Below are 16093 nucleotides of genomic sequence, written 5' to 3' on the forward strand. Positions count from 1 at the left end.
TGGACCCGTCAGCGCCGCTTTTGCCCCGCGGCAAGCGCGGCGCGTCCGTTTCCCGCGGCGTGCACGAGAACGGCGATCGCGAGGAACGCAACGAGCACCTGCGCCGTCGTCGTCAGCGCGGCCGGCCAGCCGCCGTCGAGGGTCGGATCGAGGAAGTCGTAAACGTACCAGCCGTCGATCGCTCCTCGGATCCATGAGAAGACGAGGAAGGCGGCAGGGTAGCCAAGCCACGCGAGCGGCCGCCACCACTTTCCGTGGACGGTCTTCGTCACCAGCGCCCAGTCAAGGATGACGAAGAGCGGGGCGAGACGGTGGTGCGCAAGCTGCGGCCAGTACATGTCCCAGCTCCACCACGGCTCGCCCGGCGGCGCGACGAGGACCGCGTAGATGATCCCCGTCATCACCAGGTAAAAAGTGAGAGCGCCGAGCAGGTGGTCCCACCACTCCGGCAGCCGCGCCCGCGGCACGGCGGCGGACGCGATGAGCGCGAGCCCGAGGACAAGGTTCGACTGGACCGTGAATTCGGAGTAGAGCTGTCCGATGTCCACGTCGCTGCCCGGAAGGGTGGCGTCCGTTGTCTTCCGCACGAGGGCGACCAGCACAAAGGCGCCGACCGCAAAGCGGAGCAGGCGGACCCAGGCACGGTCGGGGCGCAGCGCGTCGTTGAAGCCGGCGTGGCGCTCGACCGGAGGAACCAGCATGGTTACACGGCTCATGCGCTCAGTATGGCGGGCCCGTTAGGACCCTTACGAGGGCCTTAAAGCCCCGATCCGGTGCGGGCCAGCACGTGTCCGCGGGACCCGCTGAGCCTGAACCAGCGCCCCGCCCGGAAAAGCTGCTGTTCACCATCGGCCAGGAAGCCGAGCGTCAGGGCAGCAAACGCGGCACCCAGCGGCAGCCCGGCGGCACCGGGCAATTCCCTGCCCCAGACGGTGGCACGTGCGTTGTTGACGATCAGGGCGCCGGGTTTGTCCGGGATGATGGCAGCGATCTCGGTGATGCCGGCCTCGGCGGCCTGCCGCAGCGTGGCGTCCGGCAGCGCGCCGACTGACTCCCACCCCGTGCGAGGCGCGCCGACGCCGGCCCATGACTCGGTGACGGTCACGGGCGGCAGCGGCAGCTCGACGTCGTTCTCCCCTGCCCTGGCGAGCCGGTCCAGAACCGCCGAGATCGGAACCGTGACGTCGGTGTCCGCCGGCTGGGCCAGGGCCATGGTCCGCAGCCCGAGGATCGTCGGCGTCGCCTCGCCCAACAGCCGGGGCCGCAGCACGCACACGTAGGCGGCAAGCACCGGGCCGGAGGCCTGGAGGCGGATGGCACCGTCGTCGATCGACTTGGCGCGGGTGGCAAAGGTGCGCAAATCTGCGAGGTCGCGGGGATCGGTGAACTGCAGGGGCTGGGTTAGGACGTCAGACACAATATCGACTCTACCGGCTGCGCCTCTTTGGGAGGGTGCCCGGGGGACGTCTAAAGTCGAACCATGACTGAAGCCGATGCCGGACTGCCGGGACCACCGACACAGGACCCCACCTCCTCGCTCATTGAACTCCTTGACCTCGGCGAGCTCGAGGGTGCCCGGACCGATGAGGACATATTCATGGGGCCTTCCCAGAGGCAGCCGCGGCAGCGGGTCTTCGGCGGCCAGGTCCTGGCACAATCGCTGATCGCCGCCAACCGCACCGTTGATCCCGCCCGCAGCGTGCACTCCATGCACGGATATTTCCTGCGCCCGGGGGATGCCAACAAGCCCATCACCTTCGGCGTCCAACGGTTGCGGGACGGCCGGTCATTCTCTGCCCGACGGGTCCACGCCTACCAGGACGGAATGCCGATCCTGTCCATGATCGCGTCCTTCCAGGAGGAAGACGAGGGAATCGACCACCAGTCCCCCATGCCCGAGGGCATCCCCGACCCCGAATCGCTGCCCAGCACGGCAGACCTGCTGGGAAAATTCGACCACCCGGTGGCTCGGCACTGGGCCTACGAGCGTCCCTTCGACATCCGGCACGTGGACCCGCCTCTGTACGTCTCCGCAAACGGTGAACGGGAAGCCCGCAATGCCGTCTGGATGAAGACCTTCGGGCCCATGCCGAACGACGCAAATACGCACCGCGCAGCCCTTGCGTACGCCAGCGACTACACGCTGCTGGAATCCATCCTGCGCAAACACGGACTCAGCTGGATCACGCCGGGCATGAGCGTGGCAAGCCTCGACCACGCCATGTGGTGGCACCGCCCGGTGCGCGTCGATGAGTGGCTGCTGTACGTACAGGAATCCCCGAGCGCACAGGGCGCCCGCGGGCTGGCTACCGGCCGGATCTTCAGCCGGGACGGGCAGCACGTCGCAACGGTGGCCCAGGAGGGCATGGTGCGGGTGCCGACCGACCTCAAGAACAAAGTGGTGGGCGCCTTCCAGACGAAGGTCCTCCAGCACCAGATGCGCAAGGCCGGGAAAGAATAAGCTGTCGGCCGCCGCGTGACAGCGGCCAGCGGCCCGGTGCCGCCCGGGCTTGCGCATGAAAAAGCCGGTTCCCGTCGGGGAACCGGCCTTTTCATGCCTTGACTTGGGGGCGGAGCCTAGTCGCGGGTCAGGCGGCGGTGTGTCACGCGGTGCGGCTTGGCCGCATCGGGGCCGAGGCGCTCAACCTTGTTTTCCTCGTAGGATTCGAAGTTGCCCTCGAACCAGTACCACTTCGACGGGTTTTCCTCGTCACCTTCGTAGGCCAGGATGTGGGTCGCCACCCGGTCCAGGAACCAGCGGTCGTGCGACACCACTACGGCGCAGCCGGGGAATTCCAGCAGCGCGTTTTCGAGGCTGCTGAGCGTTTCGACGTCGAGGTCGTTGGTCGGCTCGTCAAGGAGGAGCAAGTTGCCGCCCTGCTTGAGGGTCAGCGCCAGGTTCAGGCGGTTGCGCTCACCACCGGAGAGGACGCCTGCCTTCTTCTGCTGGTCCGGACCCTTGAATCCGAACGCCGCCACGTAGGCACGGGAAGGCATTTCAACGTGGCCCACCTGGATGTAGTCGAGGCCGTCCGAGACAACCTCCCAGAGGGACTTGTTCGGATCGATGCCGCCGCGGCTCTGGTCGGCGTAGGAGATCTTGACTGAGTCGCCGATCTTCAGGTCGCCGCCGTCGAGCGGTTCCAGGCCGACGATCGTTTTGAACAGCGTGGTCTTGCCGACGCCGTTGGGGCCGATGACGCCAACGATGCCGTTACGCGGAAGCGTGAAGGAGAGTCCGTCGATGAGGGTCCGGTCCTCGAAGCCCTTCTGCAGGTTCTTGGCTTCCAGCACCAAACCGCCCAGGCGGGGTCCCGGCGGGATCTGGATCTCTTCGAAGTCGAGCTTCCGGGTACGGTCCGCCTCCGCAGCCATTTCCTCGTAGCGTGCCAGGCGCGCCTTGGACTTGGTCTGGCGGCCCTTGGCGTTGGAGCGGACCCACTCGAGTTCCTCGGTAAGGCGCTTCGCCTGCTTGGCGTCCTTCTTGCCCTGGATTTCCAGGCGGGCGCGCTTCTTCTCCAGGTACGTGGAGTAGTTGCCTTCGTACGGGTAGAGGTGGCCGCGGTCCACTTCGGCAATCCACTCGGCCACGTGGTCAAGGAAGTACCGGTCGTGGGTCACGGCGAGGACGGCGCCGGCGTAGTTCGAGAGGTGCTGTTCCAGCCAGAGGACGCTTTCGGCGTCGAGGTGGTTGGTGGGCTCGTCGAGCAGGAGGAGGTCCGGCTTCTGCAGCAGGAGCTTGCACAGCGCAACGCGGCGGCGTTCGCCACCGGAAAGGAGGGTGACGTCGGCATCCGCCGGCGGGCAGCGGAGGGCATCCATGGCCTGTTCGAGCTGGGAGTCGAGGTCCCAGGCGTCGGCGGCGTCGATGGCTTCCTGGAGCTGGCCCATTTCTTCCAGAAGCGTGTCGTAGTCCGCGTCGGGGTTGGCCATTTCCTCGGAGATCTCGTTGAAGCGCTGGATCTTGCCGTAGATTTCGCCCACGCCCTCCTGGACGTTGCCCAGGACCGTCTTCTCCTCATTCAGGGGCGGCTCCTGGAGCAGGATGCCCACCGTGTAACCCGGGCTGAGCCGCGCCTCGCCGTTGGAGGGAGTGTCCAGGCCAGCCATGATCTTGAGGATGGTGGACTTACCGGCACCGTTGGGGCCAACAACACCAATCTTGGCCCCCGGGAAGAAGGACATGCTTACGTCGTCGAGAATAAGTTTTTCGCCAACGGCCTTTCGGGCCTTGGTCATTGTGTAGATAAATTCCGCCATGCTTCCAAATCTAGTGGGTCGGCGGGGTTAACTCACATTCGCGGCTGTCATTCGCGGGCGGTCCGGCTCCGGCTCAGCCGCCGACAAAGCACTTTCCGGTAGCCAGCACGGGCAGGACGGTGACCACTACACTTCCGTCGCGGATCTGGCCGATCACACAATCCTTACCCTGGAGCGCTGCGGCCTCTATGGCATCCACTTCCAGGCCGGTGGGCGTGCGGCTGGCGGATACCTGCAGGGAGCCGGCGGGTATCCCGGCGCCGGTCAGGGCCGCAGTCAGCTGGTCCTGCCCCGGCTTGGGGTTGGCCGCGGCGACTCCGCGAAGGGCATTGCCGACGGTTTCACTCAGCCGGGCGGTATCAGCGTCAAGTTCGGGCAGCTGCGCTGGAGCGCCCGGGGATCCCGCAGTAGCTGACGCTGCCGGCTGCGCGGCCCGGGATCCGGGCACAGCGGCAGCCTGAGAGGCAGACGCCGGGGAACCCGTACCCGCACCACTGCAGCCAGCGACGCCGGCCGCAAGCATGGACGCCGCGAGGAGCAGAACTGACGCGCCGCGCAGCCGCCGCCCGGTTCCGGGCCGTGACGTTCCGGACGGTGACGTTCCGGACTGGCGGCCGTGGTGTGGCTGGGGTGTCTTTGCTCGGATCACGTTGCCATTCTGCCATGCGGCACCGCAGGGGACGGTGCCGCACGCGGGGCATCAGCGGGGGCATGTTCAGGCAGCCGTCCCCTTAAGTTCGCCGGTCTCCGAATCGAGCTGCAGGACGTCACCGCTCTCGTCGTCGATGAAGATACCTTCAGCTGCGGGATCCGGGTCGCCCCCGTCCTCCCTGAGGCCTCCGGCGTCATCATGATCCTCCCCGCCGGGTCCGCCGCCGTGCAGCGGCCCGGACGCATGATCCAGCTGCCCCTGGGCCGGGCCGGAGTGGGCGGAGTTGCCGGCTGTGCGGGTGAAATTGGCAGAGCCCCACATGAGGTCATGGCCAACCGACTCGGCATCGATCTCGGCCGCGTGATAGATCCTGCCGTCCTTTTCCCAACTTCGCATCTTGAGTCGGCCAACGATGATGACGCGCTGGCCTTTCTTGATGCTGCAGCCCATGTTTCCGGCAAGCTGCCGGTAGCCCTGGACAGTGAACCAGTTGGTATTGCCATCGACCCACGTGCTCGATGCGCGGTCATACCGCCTGTCCGTGGAGCCGAGCCGAAACGACGCGGTGGGGACTCCCCCGGGCGTGGTCGAACTCTTGATTTCCGTGGCGACGAAGCCCCGGACGGTGATGTTGTCGGTCATCTTGGTGTCCTGTCTCGAATGGTGGTGCCTTAGCAGGCATCTTCAGCTTCAGGCCGGATAAGCGCCGGGGCGAGGGGCCCGCGTCGCTATGTGGACAACTCCGGGTGCACCCGGGATGTTAGGGACGAGTCAAAACGCCGCGACGGGGCTGACTGGCCGGAGGCGCGTGGCACTGTAAACTTTTCTAGGCGCTGCCGGATTGGTCCGGCCACGCCAACGTGCCCCAGTAGCTCAGGGGATAGAGCAGCGGCCTTCTAATCCGCCGGTCGGGGGTTCGATTCCCTCCTGGGGCACTTGACAGGAAGCGGCTCCCACTTGCGTCAACGCAGTGGGGGCCGTTTCGTTCATCCTGAGGTCAGCCGGATCCGGGCCCTTCACCGCGGCGGCAAGGGCAATGCCGCCCCGGCCTTTCCAGACGCGAGTCTCCGGAGGACAGTGTTAACTGACATGCCGTATGCAGGACACCATGCTTCTGCAAGCAATTCACCCTAAGCATGCTTATCATTTGAGGGCGGCGCCGACTCATTTGAAGTGGCGTCGGCGCCGCACCTTCCGCCGCGGTGGATCATCTTGGAGAGGATGGACCGAATGACTCAGCAATCACCGGACTACGAGCCGCAGGAAACAACCACGTCATCAGCGCAAACGGGACCCGGTGCGGCCCAGAGCACTCCGCCGGCGGGGGAACCCGCCCCGGGCGTACCCGCCCAAGGCGCACCGGCACCAGGCAGCGCGGGACAGGGCGCACCGGGAGAGGTCGCGCCAGGAGAGGTCGCGCCGGCCCGGCGTGCTCCGGCGCCAGGGGCACCCGCAACGCAGGCGACTGCGCCGCCCGAGGACCGGCACGTGACACGCGCCGGGATGGTCTGGGTGGCCGTCGCCACCGCATTGGCGGTGATGGTGCTCCTGATCATCTTCATCCTGCAGAACCAGGACTACGTGCAGGTCAGGTATTTCGGCCTGGAGGGCGCGGTTCCGCTGGGGATTGCACTCTTCATTGCGGCTGTGGGCGGCGGGGTGCTTGTGGCGGTTGCCGGCGCAGCCAGAATCATCCAGTTGCGTGCCGCGGCCCATCGCCGCCGGGTGCTTGCGCAGCGGGTGCGCTAAGGCACACCCGCGGGTGGTCCGCCAAGGCGTCCCGAAGCGGTCCGGATCACCCGCGCAACCTCACCCGTAATCCACGTCTCCCCGGTGTCCTTCGGGGGTGTCGTCCATGTCGGCGATATCGGGCTCAATCGTTTCCGCCAGGTCGCCGGCGACGGAAACCCGGGCGGCCTCCTCCGCCGGCCGGACCGTACCGTCGTCGCCCCGGGCGGTGCCGTTTTCGTCTGGAATCTCAGTCATGTGCCCAAGCTAGTCCCGAACGTTCGGCTTGTCGACGCTTCACATGTGCGGTGCAGGCCACCACTCCGTCGGGCAGGAACCCTCAGCTTTCAAGCAGCCCCTTGAGGTTTCCCAGCACGATTGCCCACAGCTTTGCGGACTCCTCCGCCTCTGAATCACTCTTGTTGTTCCCCTGCGTGATGGTGACCTGTGTGCCGTCCGGCTGCTCATCCAGCCGGTACTCCACCGTGTGGTAATTTTCCGGCACGTCCGGCAGCCCTGTCAGCGGACTGTAGTGGCTGATGCGCAACAGGTCCTCAGGCCGGTTTTCCAGCACGATGCCCTTGTCCTCGTAGCGTTTGCCTTTCCACTCCCCGGCGAAGGTCACCGGCTCACCTTCGCGCCAGGTAGTAGTCACAGTAGTGCCGAGGAAATACTGCTTAACGATTTCCGGATCGGTCAGTGCCTGCCATACCCGGCTCCGCGGGGCTTCCACCAGAACCGATGCTTCCGCGACCTTGATCTGCTCATTCACGTGAGTGCCTCCTGCGCACGACCCTACGCGCGACGGCAGGCGTTGTTAAGGACCCGGAACATCCAAGGACCAAAAACGGCCCGGCACCGCTGAGCGGTGCCGGGCCGTTCCGTGGGGCGCAGGCCCCGGCCGTGACGAAGCAGGGGCCCGCGGTCTGTACCAGGAATCGCGTCCCCGCGGGAAGACGCTGCGGCCGGTCAGGCGTAGGGCAGGACGAGTCCCGCGTAGCGCTCCTTCATGGTCGCCAGGACGGTGTCGCCGTCGGCGTCCCAGATTTCCTGGTTGAAAATTTCCACTTCGATGTCGCCCGTGTAGCCGGCGTCCCGCACCCAGGTGCCGATGGTTGCGAAGTCGATCACGCCGTCGCCCATCATGCCCCGGGACAACAGGGCATCGGCGGCGATGGGCAGGTTGAAATCACAGACCTGGTAGGACGCGATGCGCCCCTCCCGGCCTGCCCGTTCGATCTGGGCCTTCAGCTCAGGGTCCCACCACACATGGAAGGTGTCGACGGCGACGCCGACGGCCTGCGCGTCGTAAGGCGCGGCCAGGTCAAGGGCCTGGCCCAGGGTGGAGATCAGGGCGCGGTCGGCGGCGTACATCGGGTGCAACGGTTCAAGCACCAGCCGCACGCCGTTCTCGACGGCAAACGGAACCAGGTCCCCGAGGCGGTCAGCGACGCGCTGGCGGGCCGCCACCACGTCCTTCTCCCCCGGCGCGAGGCCGCCGACCACCAGGAACAGTTCCCGGGTGTCCAGCGCCACGGCTTCCAGGATGGCGGCGCGGTTGTCGGCCAGCGCGGAGGCCTGCCCCTCCGCGTCGGCTGCTGTCAGGAAGCCGCCACGGCAGAGCGAGGACACCCGCAGGCCGGCGTCCCTGATGAGCTTCGCGGCCTTGTCCAGGCCGGCCTCGTGGACGCGGTCCCGCCACGGGCCAATCGCCGGGATCCCTGCCCGGGCACAGCCGTCAACGGCCTCGGCCAGGGTCCACTTCTTGGTGGTGGCGCTGTTGAGGGAAAGTCGCGAAAAAGGGGACGGCCCTGAATTGAAGGTCATACTCCCACCCCGTTGATGCGCAGGTAGTCGGACATCCGGAACGCCGCCAGGGCGGGGTCCTTCAACAGTCCGGCCTGGTCGGCAAGTTCGAAGGTTTTGGCGAGGTGCACCACGGACCGGCCGGAGTGCAGTCCGCCCACCATCTGGAAGCCGGGCTGTTTGCCGTTGAGCCAGGACATGAAGGCGATGCCGGTCTTGTAGTAGAACGTGGGGGCGCTGAAGATGTGTTTGCCCAGTTCGCGGGTGGAGTCCAGGATGGCCCGCGCCTTGACTGCATCGCCGGCGTCGTAGCTTTGCAGCGCTGCCGATGCTGCCGGGTAGATGGCGGCGAAGATGCCCAGGAGGGCGTCCGAATGGTGCGTGCCGTCGCCGTCGATCAGTTCCGGGTAGTTGAAGTCGTCGCCCGTGTAGAGACGGACGCCTTCGGGGAGTGCGGCGCGCAGCGCCACCTCGTGGCTGGCATCAAGAAGTGAGACTTTGACGCCGTCCACCTTGTCCGCGTGCTCACGGATCAGGGAGAGGAACGTGTCCGTGGCCGTAGAGACGTCGTCGGATCCCCAGTAGCCGGCGAGGGCGGGATCGAACATGGTGCCAAGCCAGTGCAGGATGACCGGCTGGTCCGCTTCCCGCAGCAGCGTGGAGTACACGTGCAGGTAGTCGTCCGGCCCGTTGGCCACTTCGGCCAGCGCGCGTGAGGCCATCAGGATGACCTTGGGCCCGGCCTCGGAGACGACGGCGATCTGCTCACGGTACGCGTCCAGGACGGCCTGGATGCCGGCGGCGCCCGTCGGCAGGGCGGCCGGATCCAGCTGGTCGGTCCCGGCCCCGCACGAGACAAGGTCGCGCACGGACTTGCCGGCCGTGGCGGCAGCGCCCGCGGCGACCACTGACGCCGCTTCGACGCCGGTGCGCTTGATCAGCTGCTGAGTGGCAGCCCAGTCCAAGCCCATGCCGCGCTGGGCGGTATCCATGGCATCAGCAACCCCGAGCCCATAGGACCAGAGCTCGTGCCGGTAGGCCATCGTGGCGTCCCAGTCGAGCCGGGCCGGCGCGCCGGGGGTGTTGTCCGCGGTGACTTCCGGGATGACGTGGGCTGCGGCGTAGGCGTGCCGCGAGGTGATGGGTGCCGAGGGCTTTGCCCAGGCGGGGGAAGACTTAAGCCGGTATTCGCGGGTTCCGCCGTCGCCGGTGGGAAGGATCAGGGATGTCATTAGAGCGAGATCTCCGGGATGTCGATGGTCCGGCGCTCGTCGTTGGACTGCAGGCCAAGCTCGGCGAGCTGGACGCCGCGGGCCGCGGAGAGCAGGCCGAAGCGGTGTTCGCGGCCGGCGACGACGTCGCGGAGGAATTCTTCCCACTGCAGCTTGAAGCCGTTGTCCAGGTCAGCGTTGGCCGGGACTTCCTGCCACTGGCTGCGGAAGGACTCCGTCACGGGCAGGTCAGGGTTCCAGACGGGCTTGGGGGTGTGGGCGCGCTGTTGTGCGACGCACTTGTTCAGGCCCGCGACCGCCGAACCGTGGGTGCCGTCGATCTGGAATTCCACCAGTTCGTCGCGGTAGACGCGGACGGCCCAGGAGGAGTTGATCTGGCCGACGACCTGGTCGCCGCCCGGGGTTTCCAGCTCGAAGATGCCGTAGGAGGCGTCGTCGGCCGTGGCCTTGTATTCCTTGCCGGTTTCGTCCCAGCGGGCCGGGATGTGGGTTGCGGTCTTGGCGTTGACGCTCTTGACCTTGCCGATGATGCCTTCGAGGACGTAGTTCCAGTGGCAGAACATGTCCGTGGTCATGCCGCCGCCGTCTTCCTTGCGGTAGTTCCAGGACGGGCGCTGGGCTGCCTGGACATCGCCTTCGAAGACCCAGTAGCCGAACTCACCGCGGATGGACAGGATACGGCCGAAGAAGCCTTCGTCAACGAGGCGGCGGAGCTTGACCAATCCGGGCAGGTAGAGCTTGTCGTGCACGACGCCGGCGGTGACCCCGGCTTCCTTGCCGATCCGGGCCAGCTCAATGGCCTCCGCCAGGGTTTCCGCCGTGGGCTTCTCAGTGAAGATGTGCTTCCCGGCGGACATCGCCTTCTTCAGGGTGGCGGCGCGGAGGCTCGTCATGGACGCATCAAAAACCAGGTCGACTGTGGGGTCGCTGATCACAGCGTCCAGGTCGGTGCTCCACTCGGAGACCTTGTGCAGTTCTGCGAGTTCCCGGATCTTGGCTTCGTTGCGGCCAACCAGGATGGGCTCGACCTGGACCTTTGTGCCGTCCTCGAGGGTAAACCCGCCCGCGTCGCGGATGGGGAGGATGGAACGCAACAGGTGCTGGCGGTATCCCATCCGGCCGGTAATGCCGTTCATGGCGATACGGATCGTCTTTGTTTCGAAGCCCATGTGTCCTCCACGGTGAGTTGATTCGGTACGGTGTGCTGGGAAAGCGCATTCCCACTGCATTTATGATGCATCTTCCCGCGTCTCATGGCAAGCGCTTTCCCGAAAGTCCTTCAAACTGCCATAATGACCACTACGCGCACGTTGGCTGAACAGGAGAGATATCAGTGGCTGCAAGTACCCTCACCGAGGTGGCACGATTGGCCGGGGTCTCGCCGGCTACTGCGTCACGCGTCCTCAATGGCTCCGCCCGCAAACCCGGCCCGGGAGTGTCCGAACGGGTCCGGCAGGCAGCCGAAACCCTTGGCTACATCCCCAACGCCCAGGCCCAGGCACTGGCGAAATCCAGTTCGGGCCTGGTGGGCCTGATTGTGCACGACATCGCCGATCCGTATTTCTCCGCGATCGCCCGCGGGGTCCAGGAAGTGGCCCGCGAACAGCACAAGATGGTGCTGCTGGCCACAACGGGCGGAACTCCGGCCGATGAGAAGGAAGCCGTCGCCGCCTTTGCTGCCAGGCGGGCCGACGCCATCGTTATTGCCGGTTCACGGTCCAGCCGTCCTGAAGACCAGCAAGGCAACGCCGATCTTGCCGCCGAACTGGACCGCTACTGCCGCAATGGCGGGCACGTGGGCGTCGTAGGGCAGGCAATCGTCGGAGCCGCTGAACTGGACGGCTACCACCTTGTGGAGGTGCCGAACGAACAGCTTGCTGCGGAATTTGCCGGAAAGCTGGCAGCCAGCCATTCAGGCGGCTTCGTGATCATCGGCGGCCCCGAGGGCCTGATCACGTCCGACGACCGGATCCGCGGTTTCCAGGCAGGCCTCGCCTCGGCCGGACGCTCCGAAGCCGAAGTCCTCCGCGCCTCCTTCAACCGTGCCGGCGGCTACGAAGCCGGGCTCGTGCTGGCCGAACGGATCCGGAATGCCCGGAACTCCGCCTCGGCGAACGAGGGCGGGAGGCCTGACCTGTGCATCTTTGCGGCGAACGACGTCATGGCAATCGGCGCCGCTGCGGGGCTTCGCTCCCAGGGATTCCGAATTCCCCGCGACGCCCTGATCGCAGGGTTTGACGACATCGAAACGCTGCGGGACTTCCGCCCGGCGCTTTCAACGGTGCGCCTTCCGCTGGAGGAAATTGGCCGCCTGGCAACGTTGAGCACCGTGGGCTCCAAAGCTGCCGCCGTAGCGGACGGAAAACACGACGACGGCACGGCCGTCACCGGTCAGGTGACGCTCCGGCGGAGCACAGAGTGGACACCCTGACGGGCGGTTCCCGGATGCCGGCCAGCCTCACCGTGGTCCCGGCCCGCCACGGTCCTTCCGCATCCGGAGACGGCACGTCACCGGCCCGCGCACACCCGGACAACGGGCAATCCCGTCAGTTCCCGGCAATCCTGGTCCTTCCCGGCGGAGGCTACGCGCGCCACGCCGACCACGAGGCGGAGCCGGTGGCCGAATGGCTGGCGTCGCTGGGCATCCACGCCTTCGTATTGCGCTACCGGGTGGCTCCGCACCGCCACCCGGCGCCGCTGGCGGACGCGAAGGCGGCCGTGGCCTGGATCCGGCGCGGCGGCCACGGACTCGGAGTGGACGTCGCACGCGTGGGTGTCCTGGGATTCTCCGCCGGGGGGCACCTGGCTGCCACCCTCGCCGGAGGAGTTTCCACCGGCGACGAGACACTTGACGGGCCGGAGTCCCGGCCGGACCTCGCCATCCTGTGCTACCCCGTGGTGTCCTTCGAATCGGCCGTCCACCAGGGCAGCATCGACAACCTGCTCGGCGCTGCGCCGGCCGGTGACCTCCTGGCAGAGTTGTCCGCCGAGCTCACCGTTACAAGCAATGCTCCCCCGGCCTTCATCTGGCACACGTTTGACGACGCAGCAGTCGATGTGGAACACAGCCTGCGCTACGCCTTGGCCCTGCGCAAGGCTGCCGTGCCCGCGGAGCTGCACGTCTTTCCGCAGGGCCGGCACGGGTTGGGCCTCGCTTCCGGGGTGGCCGGCGTGGAACGCTGGACCGAGCTGTGCGCCGCCTGGCTTGCCGGACACGGCTGGCGGCCGTGACCGCTTCACCCGTAACCACAGCACCGGCGGAATGGCCCGACGTCGAACGCCTTTTCGGGGTGCGCGGTGAGCCGTCTCGTTGTTGGTGCAGGTTCTTCGCCATGACGGGGGCCGACTGGAATGATTCGACCCCTCCGGAGCGGAAGAATCACCTGCGGGCCAGGTTCGAGGCCGGCACTCCGGCACCGGGCGTCCTCGCTTTCCGTGACGGAGCGCCGGTGGGCTGGTGTGCCGTGGAGCCGCGCGACTGCTACCCGCGGATCCTCCGGTCCCAGGTGTTGAAGGCCGCGGGTCCGGCGGCGCACGGCGGACCCGGCGGGAAGCCGGAAGGCCCTGTCTGGTCGGTGAGCTGTTTCGTCGTCGCACCGGGCCACCGCCGCAGCGGCGTGGCGGCAGCGCTGCTTCGTGCCGCCGTCGGCCATGCCGTGGGGCATGGCGCCCGCATTGTGGAGGGCTACCCCGTGGATCCAACATTGCGGCCGAAAGCCGGCCCGGCTGACCTTTACCAGGGAACGCTGAAGCTGTTCCTGGACGCCGGCTTCGAGGTGGTCAGCAATGCAGTGCCCGGCCGGGCGGTGGTCCGGTTCGCCGCCCCGGACAGAAGCTAACCGGCGGGCGTCAGCGCGGAGGGAGCGGCAAGGACGGAACGCAGGGCGCTCCCTGCCGCGCCCAGGAGGGCAGCCGACTGGCCAAGCTCCGAAACCGCCACCCTGGCGGGACTGACGACGCCGGGCGCATGGTTGGCGAGGCTTTCTATCACGGCCGGTGCAAGCCACGGCCCCATCCGGGTGAAGTGGCCGCCGAGGACAACGGCGGAGAGGTTCATCAGCCGTGCCGTGGATGCTGCGGCGATGCCAAGGTAGCGGCCCGCGCGGGCCACGGCAGATGTGGCGGCTGCATTGCCGGCGTCAAGTTGTTCCACGAGTTGCCCCAGCCGCACGGAGGCAGTGCCTGCCGGAATGCCGGCCTCGGCAAAGATGGCCTCCTGGCCGGCGAACGTTTCCAGGCAGCCGCGGCCGCCGCACGAGCAGTCCGGACCCGAGGGGTCAACCACAACGTGGCCTACCTCCCCCGCCTGTCCGTGGGGTCCGGCGAAGAGCCGGGAGCCGATGACCAGGCCGCCACCGACACCCACCTCACCGGAAACAAACAGGTAGTCGCGGAAATCCAGTCCGTGCCCGTACCAGAGCTCGGCCAGGGCGGCGCAGTTAGCCTCGTTATACAGAACAGTGCCCAGCGGTGCGCCCGGCAGCAGCCCGCCCAGTTCAAGGGCAACACTGTGCCACTGCAGGTTGGGGGCGCTGGAAACAGTTCCGGAGGCCGTATCCACGAGGCCGGGCACCGCCAGTCCGCCGCCCAGGATTTCGATCCCGGCGGCTGCCGCCTCGGCAACGACGCCGTTCACGAGCCCGGACAACAGGGCCATAACGGATTCAGGCGACTGGCCGCGGTTTCCGCACTCCAGCGTCCTGGAAGCACGCAGCGCACCGCCGAGGTCCAGAAGGCCTGCCGAGATGTAGTCCACGTTGATTTCCATGCCCACCACGCCGCGGCGGGTGCTCAGCTGAAGGCCTACCCCGGGCCGGCCGCGTTCACCGTCGCGCGTGGCGCCGGACTCCATGACCAGGCCGGAGTCCGCGAGCTCCGCGACCAGGCTGGACACTGAGGCCTTGGTCAAGCCCGTCAGGGAGGCCAGCTCGGCGCGCGTAGGGTAGCGCTGTGGATCCGTCCGTGCCTGCGCAATTGCCGCGAGGACCCGCACGAGGTTCCCGCGCCGGACGTCCTCCACCCGGCCGGGTGCCGGACCCGGTTCTTTGAAGGAACCGCCTGCACGGCCGTTGGCATTATCTTCCCGTGACATTTCCACCCCTTAACCATTGACCCAAGTCAATCATGACGCATATAGTTCAGATTGAAAACTAATTCATCGGCCTGCATTTCATGCCTGGCCGGCCACTTCCATCCCACCTCTGAACCAAGGATGCTTCATGACTCTTCAGCCCACCCCAGCAGACCGCTTCACCTTCGGCCTTTGGACCGTCGGCTGGACCGGGGCGGATCCTTTCGGGGTCGCCACCCGCCCTGCCCTGGACCCCGTCGAGGCCGTCCACAAGCTCAGCGAACTGGGCGCTTACGGCATCACCTTCCATGACAATGACCTGGTCCCGTTCGACGCAACGGCTTCCGAGCGCGAGCTGATCCTGAAGAACTTCAAGGCCGCCCTCGCCGAGACGGGCCTCAAGACCCCCATGGTCACCACCAACCTGTTCAGCCATCCTGTCTTCAAGGACGGCGGCTTTACCTCCAATGACCGGTCCGTCCGCCGGTTCGCGCTCAGCAAGGTCCTTCAGAACATCGACCTTGCAGCCGAGCTGGGTGCGGAGACCTTCGTCATGTGGGGCGGGCGCGAAGGCAGCGAGTATGACGGTTCCAAGGACCTCTCTGCCGCGCTGGACCGGATGAAGGAAGGCGTGGACACGGCCGCGGCTTACATCAAGGACAAGGGGTACGGCCTTCGGATCGCCCTGGAACCGAAGCCCAACGAGCCCCGCGGCGACATCTTCCTGCCCACCGTCGGCCACGGACTGGCCTTCATCGCGCAGCTGGAACACGGCGACATCGTGGGCCTCAACCCGGAAACCGGGCACGAGCAGATGGCCGGACTGAACTTCACCCATGGCATCGCCCAGGCGCTGTGGGCCGGCAAGCTCTTCCACATCGACCTCAACGGCCAGCGCGGCATCAAGTACGACCAGGACCTCGTGTTCGGGCACGGCGACCTCACCAGCGCATTCTTCACCGTGGACCTGCTCGAAAACGGCTTCCCCAACGGCGGTCCGAAGTATGACGGCCCGCGTCACTTCGACTACAAGCCCTCACGCACCGACGGATACGACGGCGTCTGGGAATCCGCGAAATCCAACATGTCCATGTACCTCCTCCTGAAGGAGCGCGCCCTGGCCTTCCGCGCCGACCCCGATGTCCAGGAAGCCCTGAAGACCTCCGGTGTCTTCGAACTCGGCGAGCCCACCCTTGCCGCCGGAGAGACCACGGCGGATTTGCTGGCTGACGCTTCCGCGTTCGCGGAGTTCGACGCCGATGCCGCCGCCCAGCGGTCATTCGCCTTCGTCCGCCTCAACCAGCTGGCCATCGAGCACCTGCTCGGCGCCCGCTAGGCCAGGCT

Annotated in this window: 17 protein-coding genes and 1 tRNA gene; 7 read left to right on the forward strand and 11 right to left on the reverse strand. The window is 66.8% G+C overall.

Annotated features, from left to right (window positions below; genetic code table 11):
* Nucleotides 1-8: 8 nt before the first annotated feature.
* On the reverse strand, nucleotides 9-716 hold the full coding sequence (locus tag ARTH_RS12230) for a Pr6Pr family membrane protein (RefSeq protein ID WP_011692257.1): 708 nt from the start codon (nucleotides 714-716) through the stop codon (nucleotides 9-11).
* A gap of 41 nt (nucleotides 717-757) precedes the next feature.
* A complete protein-coding gene (locus ARTH_RS12235) occupies nucleotides 758-1417 on the reverse strand; it encodes a hypothetical protein (RefSeq protein WP_011692258.1) in 660 nt (219 codons plus the stop codon).
* A 63-nt stretch (nucleotides 1418-1480) separates the two neighbouring features.
* Between ARTH_RS12235 and ARTH_RS12240 the strand changes: the two genes are divergently transcribed.
* Complete coding sequence (locus ARTH_RS12240; protein WP_011692259.1) at nucleotides 1481-2461, forward strand: acyl-CoA thioesterase; 981 nt, start codon at nucleotides 1481-1483, stop codon at nucleotides 2459-2461.
* 116 nt (nucleotides 2462-2577) lie between these two features.
* On the opposite strand, the gene ettA is transcribed toward ARTH_RS12240, so the two are convergent.
* The 3 genes from ettA to ARTH_RS12255 all read right to left on the reverse strand — a co-directional run bounded on the left by ettA (nucleotide 2578) and on the right by ARTH_RS12255 (nucleotide 5554).
* The gene (gene ettA, locus ARTH_RS12245; protein ID WP_011692260.1) at nucleotides 2578-4260 is read right to left on the reverse strand and encodes an energy-dependent translational throttle protein EttA; all 1683 of its coding nucleotides are present in this window, start codon (nucleotides 4258-4260) and stop codon (nucleotides 2578-2580) included.
* A 73-nt stretch (nucleotides 4261-4333) separates the two neighbouring features.
* Nucleotides 4334-4909 (reverse strand): DUF6993 domain-containing protein, encoded by a 576-nt coding sequence (locus ARTH_RS24265; protein ID WP_232223515.1) that lies wholly within the window; start codon nucleotides 4907-4909, stop codon nucleotides 4334-4336.
* A 66-nt stretch (nucleotides 4910-4975) separates the two neighbouring features.
* Nucleotides 4976-5554, reverse strand: coding sequence for a single-stranded DNA-binding protein (locus ARTH_RS12255; protein WP_011692262.1), 579 nt, complete (start codon nucleotides 5552-5554; stop codon nucleotides 4976-4978).
* Nucleotides 5555-5774: 220 nt separating this feature from the next.
* Here ARTH_RS12255 and ARTH_RS12260 point away from each other — a divergent pair.
* Both ARTH_RS12260 and ARTH_RS24270 read left to right on the forward strand, forming a co-directional pair.
* Nucleotides 5775-5847: transfer RNA gene (locus tag ARTH_RS12260), tRNA-Arg, on the forward strand.
* Between the two features lie 295 nt (nucleotides 5848-6142).
* On the forward strand, nucleotides 6143-6661 hold the full coding sequence (locus ARTH_RS24270) for a LapA family protein (protein WP_011692263.1): 519 nt from the start codon (nucleotides 6143-6145) through the stop codon (nucleotides 6659-6661).
* A 60-nt stretch (nucleotides 6662-6721) separates the two neighbouring features.
* Here ARTH_RS24270 and ARTH_RS23900 read toward each other — a convergent pair whose 3' ends face one another.
* The 5 genes from ARTH_RS23900 to ARTH_RS12285 all read right to left on the reverse strand — a co-directional run bounded on the left by ARTH_RS23900 (nucleotide 6722) and on the right by ARTH_RS12285 (nucleotide 10847).
* Nucleotides 6722-6898, reverse strand: coding sequence for a hypothetical protein (locus ARTH_RS23900; protein ID WP_011694002.1), 177 nt, complete (start codon nucleotides 6896-6898; stop codon nucleotides 6722-6724).
* Nucleotides 6899-6980: 82 nt separating this feature from the next.
* Nucleotides 6981-7412, reverse strand: a complete 432-nt coding sequence (locus ARTH_RS12270; protein WP_011692264.1) for an SRPBCC family protein — start codon at nucleotides 7410-7412, stop codon at nucleotides 6981-6983.
* Nucleotides 7413-7609: 197 nt separating this feature from the next.
* Nucleotides 7610-8467 carry a sugar phosphate isomerase/epimerase family protein gene (locus tag ARTH_RS12275; protein WP_011692265.1) on the reverse strand — a complete coding sequence of 286 codons (858 nt, stop codon included), beginning with the start codon at nucleotides 8465-8467 and terminating at the stop codon, nucleotides 7610-7612.
* Nucleotides 8464-9678, reverse strand: coding sequence for a dihydrodipicolinate synthase family protein (locus ARTH_RS12280; RefSeq protein WP_011692266.1), 1215 nt, complete (start codon nucleotides 9676-9678; stop codon nucleotides 8464-8466). The genes ARTH_RS12275 and ARTH_RS12280 overlap by 4 nt, the downstream gene beginning before the upstream one ends.
* The gene (locus tag ARTH_RS12285) at nucleotides 9678-10847 is read right to left on the reverse strand and encodes a Gfo/Idh/MocA family protein (RefSeq protein ID WP_011692267.1); all 1170 of its coding nucleotides are present in this window, start codon (nucleotides 10845-10847) and stop codon (nucleotides 9678-9680) included. The genes ARTH_RS12280 and ARTH_RS12285 overlap by 1 nt, the downstream gene beginning before the upstream one ends.
* Before the next feature lie 164 nt (nucleotides 10848-11011).
* On the opposite strand from ARTH_RS12285, the gene ARTH_RS12290 reads away from it, so the two are divergent.
* From ARTH_RS12290 to ARTH_RS12300, 3 genes are all read left to right on the forward strand, one after another.
* The gene (locus tag ARTH_RS12290; protein ID WP_011692268.1) at nucleotides 11012-12109 is read left to right on the forward strand and encodes a LacI family DNA-binding transcriptional regulator; all 1098 of its coding nucleotides are present in this window, start codon (nucleotides 11012-11014) and stop codon (nucleotides 12107-12109) included.
* Nucleotides 12097-12909 carry an alpha/beta hydrolase gene (locus ARTH_RS12295; RefSeq protein ID WP_011692269.1) on the forward strand — a complete coding sequence of 271 codons (813 nt, stop codon included), beginning with the start codon at nucleotides 12097-12099 and terminating at the stop codon, nucleotides 12907-12909. Before ARTH_RS12290 ends, ARTH_RS12295 begins: the two co-directional genes overlap by 13 nt.
* Before the next feature lie 101 nt (nucleotides 12910-13010).
* Entirely contained in the window at nucleotides 13011-13517 is a 507-nt protein-coding gene (locus tag ARTH_RS12300) for a GNAT family N-acetyltransferase (RefSeq protein WP_011692270.1), read from the forward strand.
* Here ARTH_RS12300 and ARTH_RS12305 read toward each other — a convergent pair.
* Entirely contained in the window at nucleotides 13514-14770 is a 1257-nt protein-coding gene (locus ARTH_RS12305; RefSeq protein ID WP_011692271.1) for an ROK family transcriptional regulator, read from the reverse strand. The genes ARTH_RS12300 and ARTH_RS12305 overlap by 4 nt on opposite strands.
* A 127-nt stretch (nucleotides 14771-14897) precedes the next feature.
* On the opposite strand from ARTH_RS12305, the gene xylA reads away from it, so the two are divergent.
* The gene (gene xylA, locus ARTH_RS12310; RefSeq protein WP_011692272.1) at nucleotides 14898-16085 is read left to right on the forward strand and encodes a xylose isomerase; all 1188 of its coding nucleotides are present in this window, start codon (nucleotides 14898-14900) and stop codon (nucleotides 16083-16085) included.
* The last annotated feature ends 8 nt before the right edge of the window (nucleotides 16086-16093 follow it).

Source organism: Arthrobacter sp. FB24 (assembly GCF_000196235.1).
In the GTDB taxonomy this organism is placed as follows: domain Bacteria; phylum Actinomycetota; class Actinomycetes; order Actinomycetales; family Micrococcaceae; genus Arthrobacter.

What these genes read in the sequence shown, in the direction of transcription:
- ARTH_RS12230 (WP_011692257.1), bottom strand. Translation starts at nt 716, where the DNA reads ATGAGCCGTGTAACCATGCTGGTTCCTCCGGTCGAGCGCCACGCCGGC.
- ARTH_RS12240 (WP_011692259.1), top strand. Translation starts at nt 1,481, where the DNA reads ATGACTGAAGCCGATGCCGGACTGCCGGGACCACCGACACAGGACCCC.
- ettA (WP_011692260.1), bottom strand. Translation starts at nt 4,260, where the DNA reads ATGGCGGAATTTATCTACACAATGACCAAGGCCCGAAAGGCCGTTGGC.
- ARTH_RS12255 (WP_011692262.1), bottom strand. Translation starts at nt 5,554, where the DNA reads ATGACCGACAACATCACCGTCCGGGGCTTCGTCGCCACGGAAATCAAG.
- ARTH_RS24270 (WP_011692263.1), top strand. Translation starts at nt 6,143, where the DNA reads ATGACTCAGCAATCACCGGACTACGAGCCGCAGGAAACAACCACGTCA.
- ARTH_RS23900 (WP_011694002.1), bottom strand. Translation starts at nt 6,898, where the DNA reads ATGACTGAGATTCCAGACGAAAACGGCACCGCCCGGGGCGACGACGGT.
- ARTH_RS12275 (WP_011692265.1), bottom strand. Translation starts at nt 8,467, where the DNA reads ATGACCTTCAATTCAGGGCCGTCCCCTTTTTCGCGACTTTCCCTCAAC.
- ARTH_RS12280 (WP_011692266.1), bottom strand. Translation starts at nt 9,678, where the DNA reads ATGACATCCCTGATCCTTCCCACCGGCGACGGCGGAACCCGCGAATAC.
- ARTH_RS12285 (WP_011692267.1), bottom strand. Translation starts at nt 10,847, where the DNA reads ATGGGCTTCGAAACAAAGACGATCCGTATCGCCATGAACGGCATTACC.
- ARTH_RS12300 (WP_011692270.1), top strand. Translation starts at nt 13,011, where the DNA reads ATGACGGGGGCCGACTGGAATGATTCGACCCCTCCGGAGCGGAAGAAT.
- ARTH_RS12305 (WP_011692271.1), bottom strand. Translation starts at nt 14,770, where the DNA reads ATGTCACGGGAAGATAATGCCAACGGCCGTGCAGGCGGTTCCTTCAAA.
- xylA (WP_011692272.1), top strand. Translation starts at nt 14,898, where the DNA reads ATGACTCTTCAGCCCACCCCAGCAGACCGCTTCACCTTCGGCCTTTGG.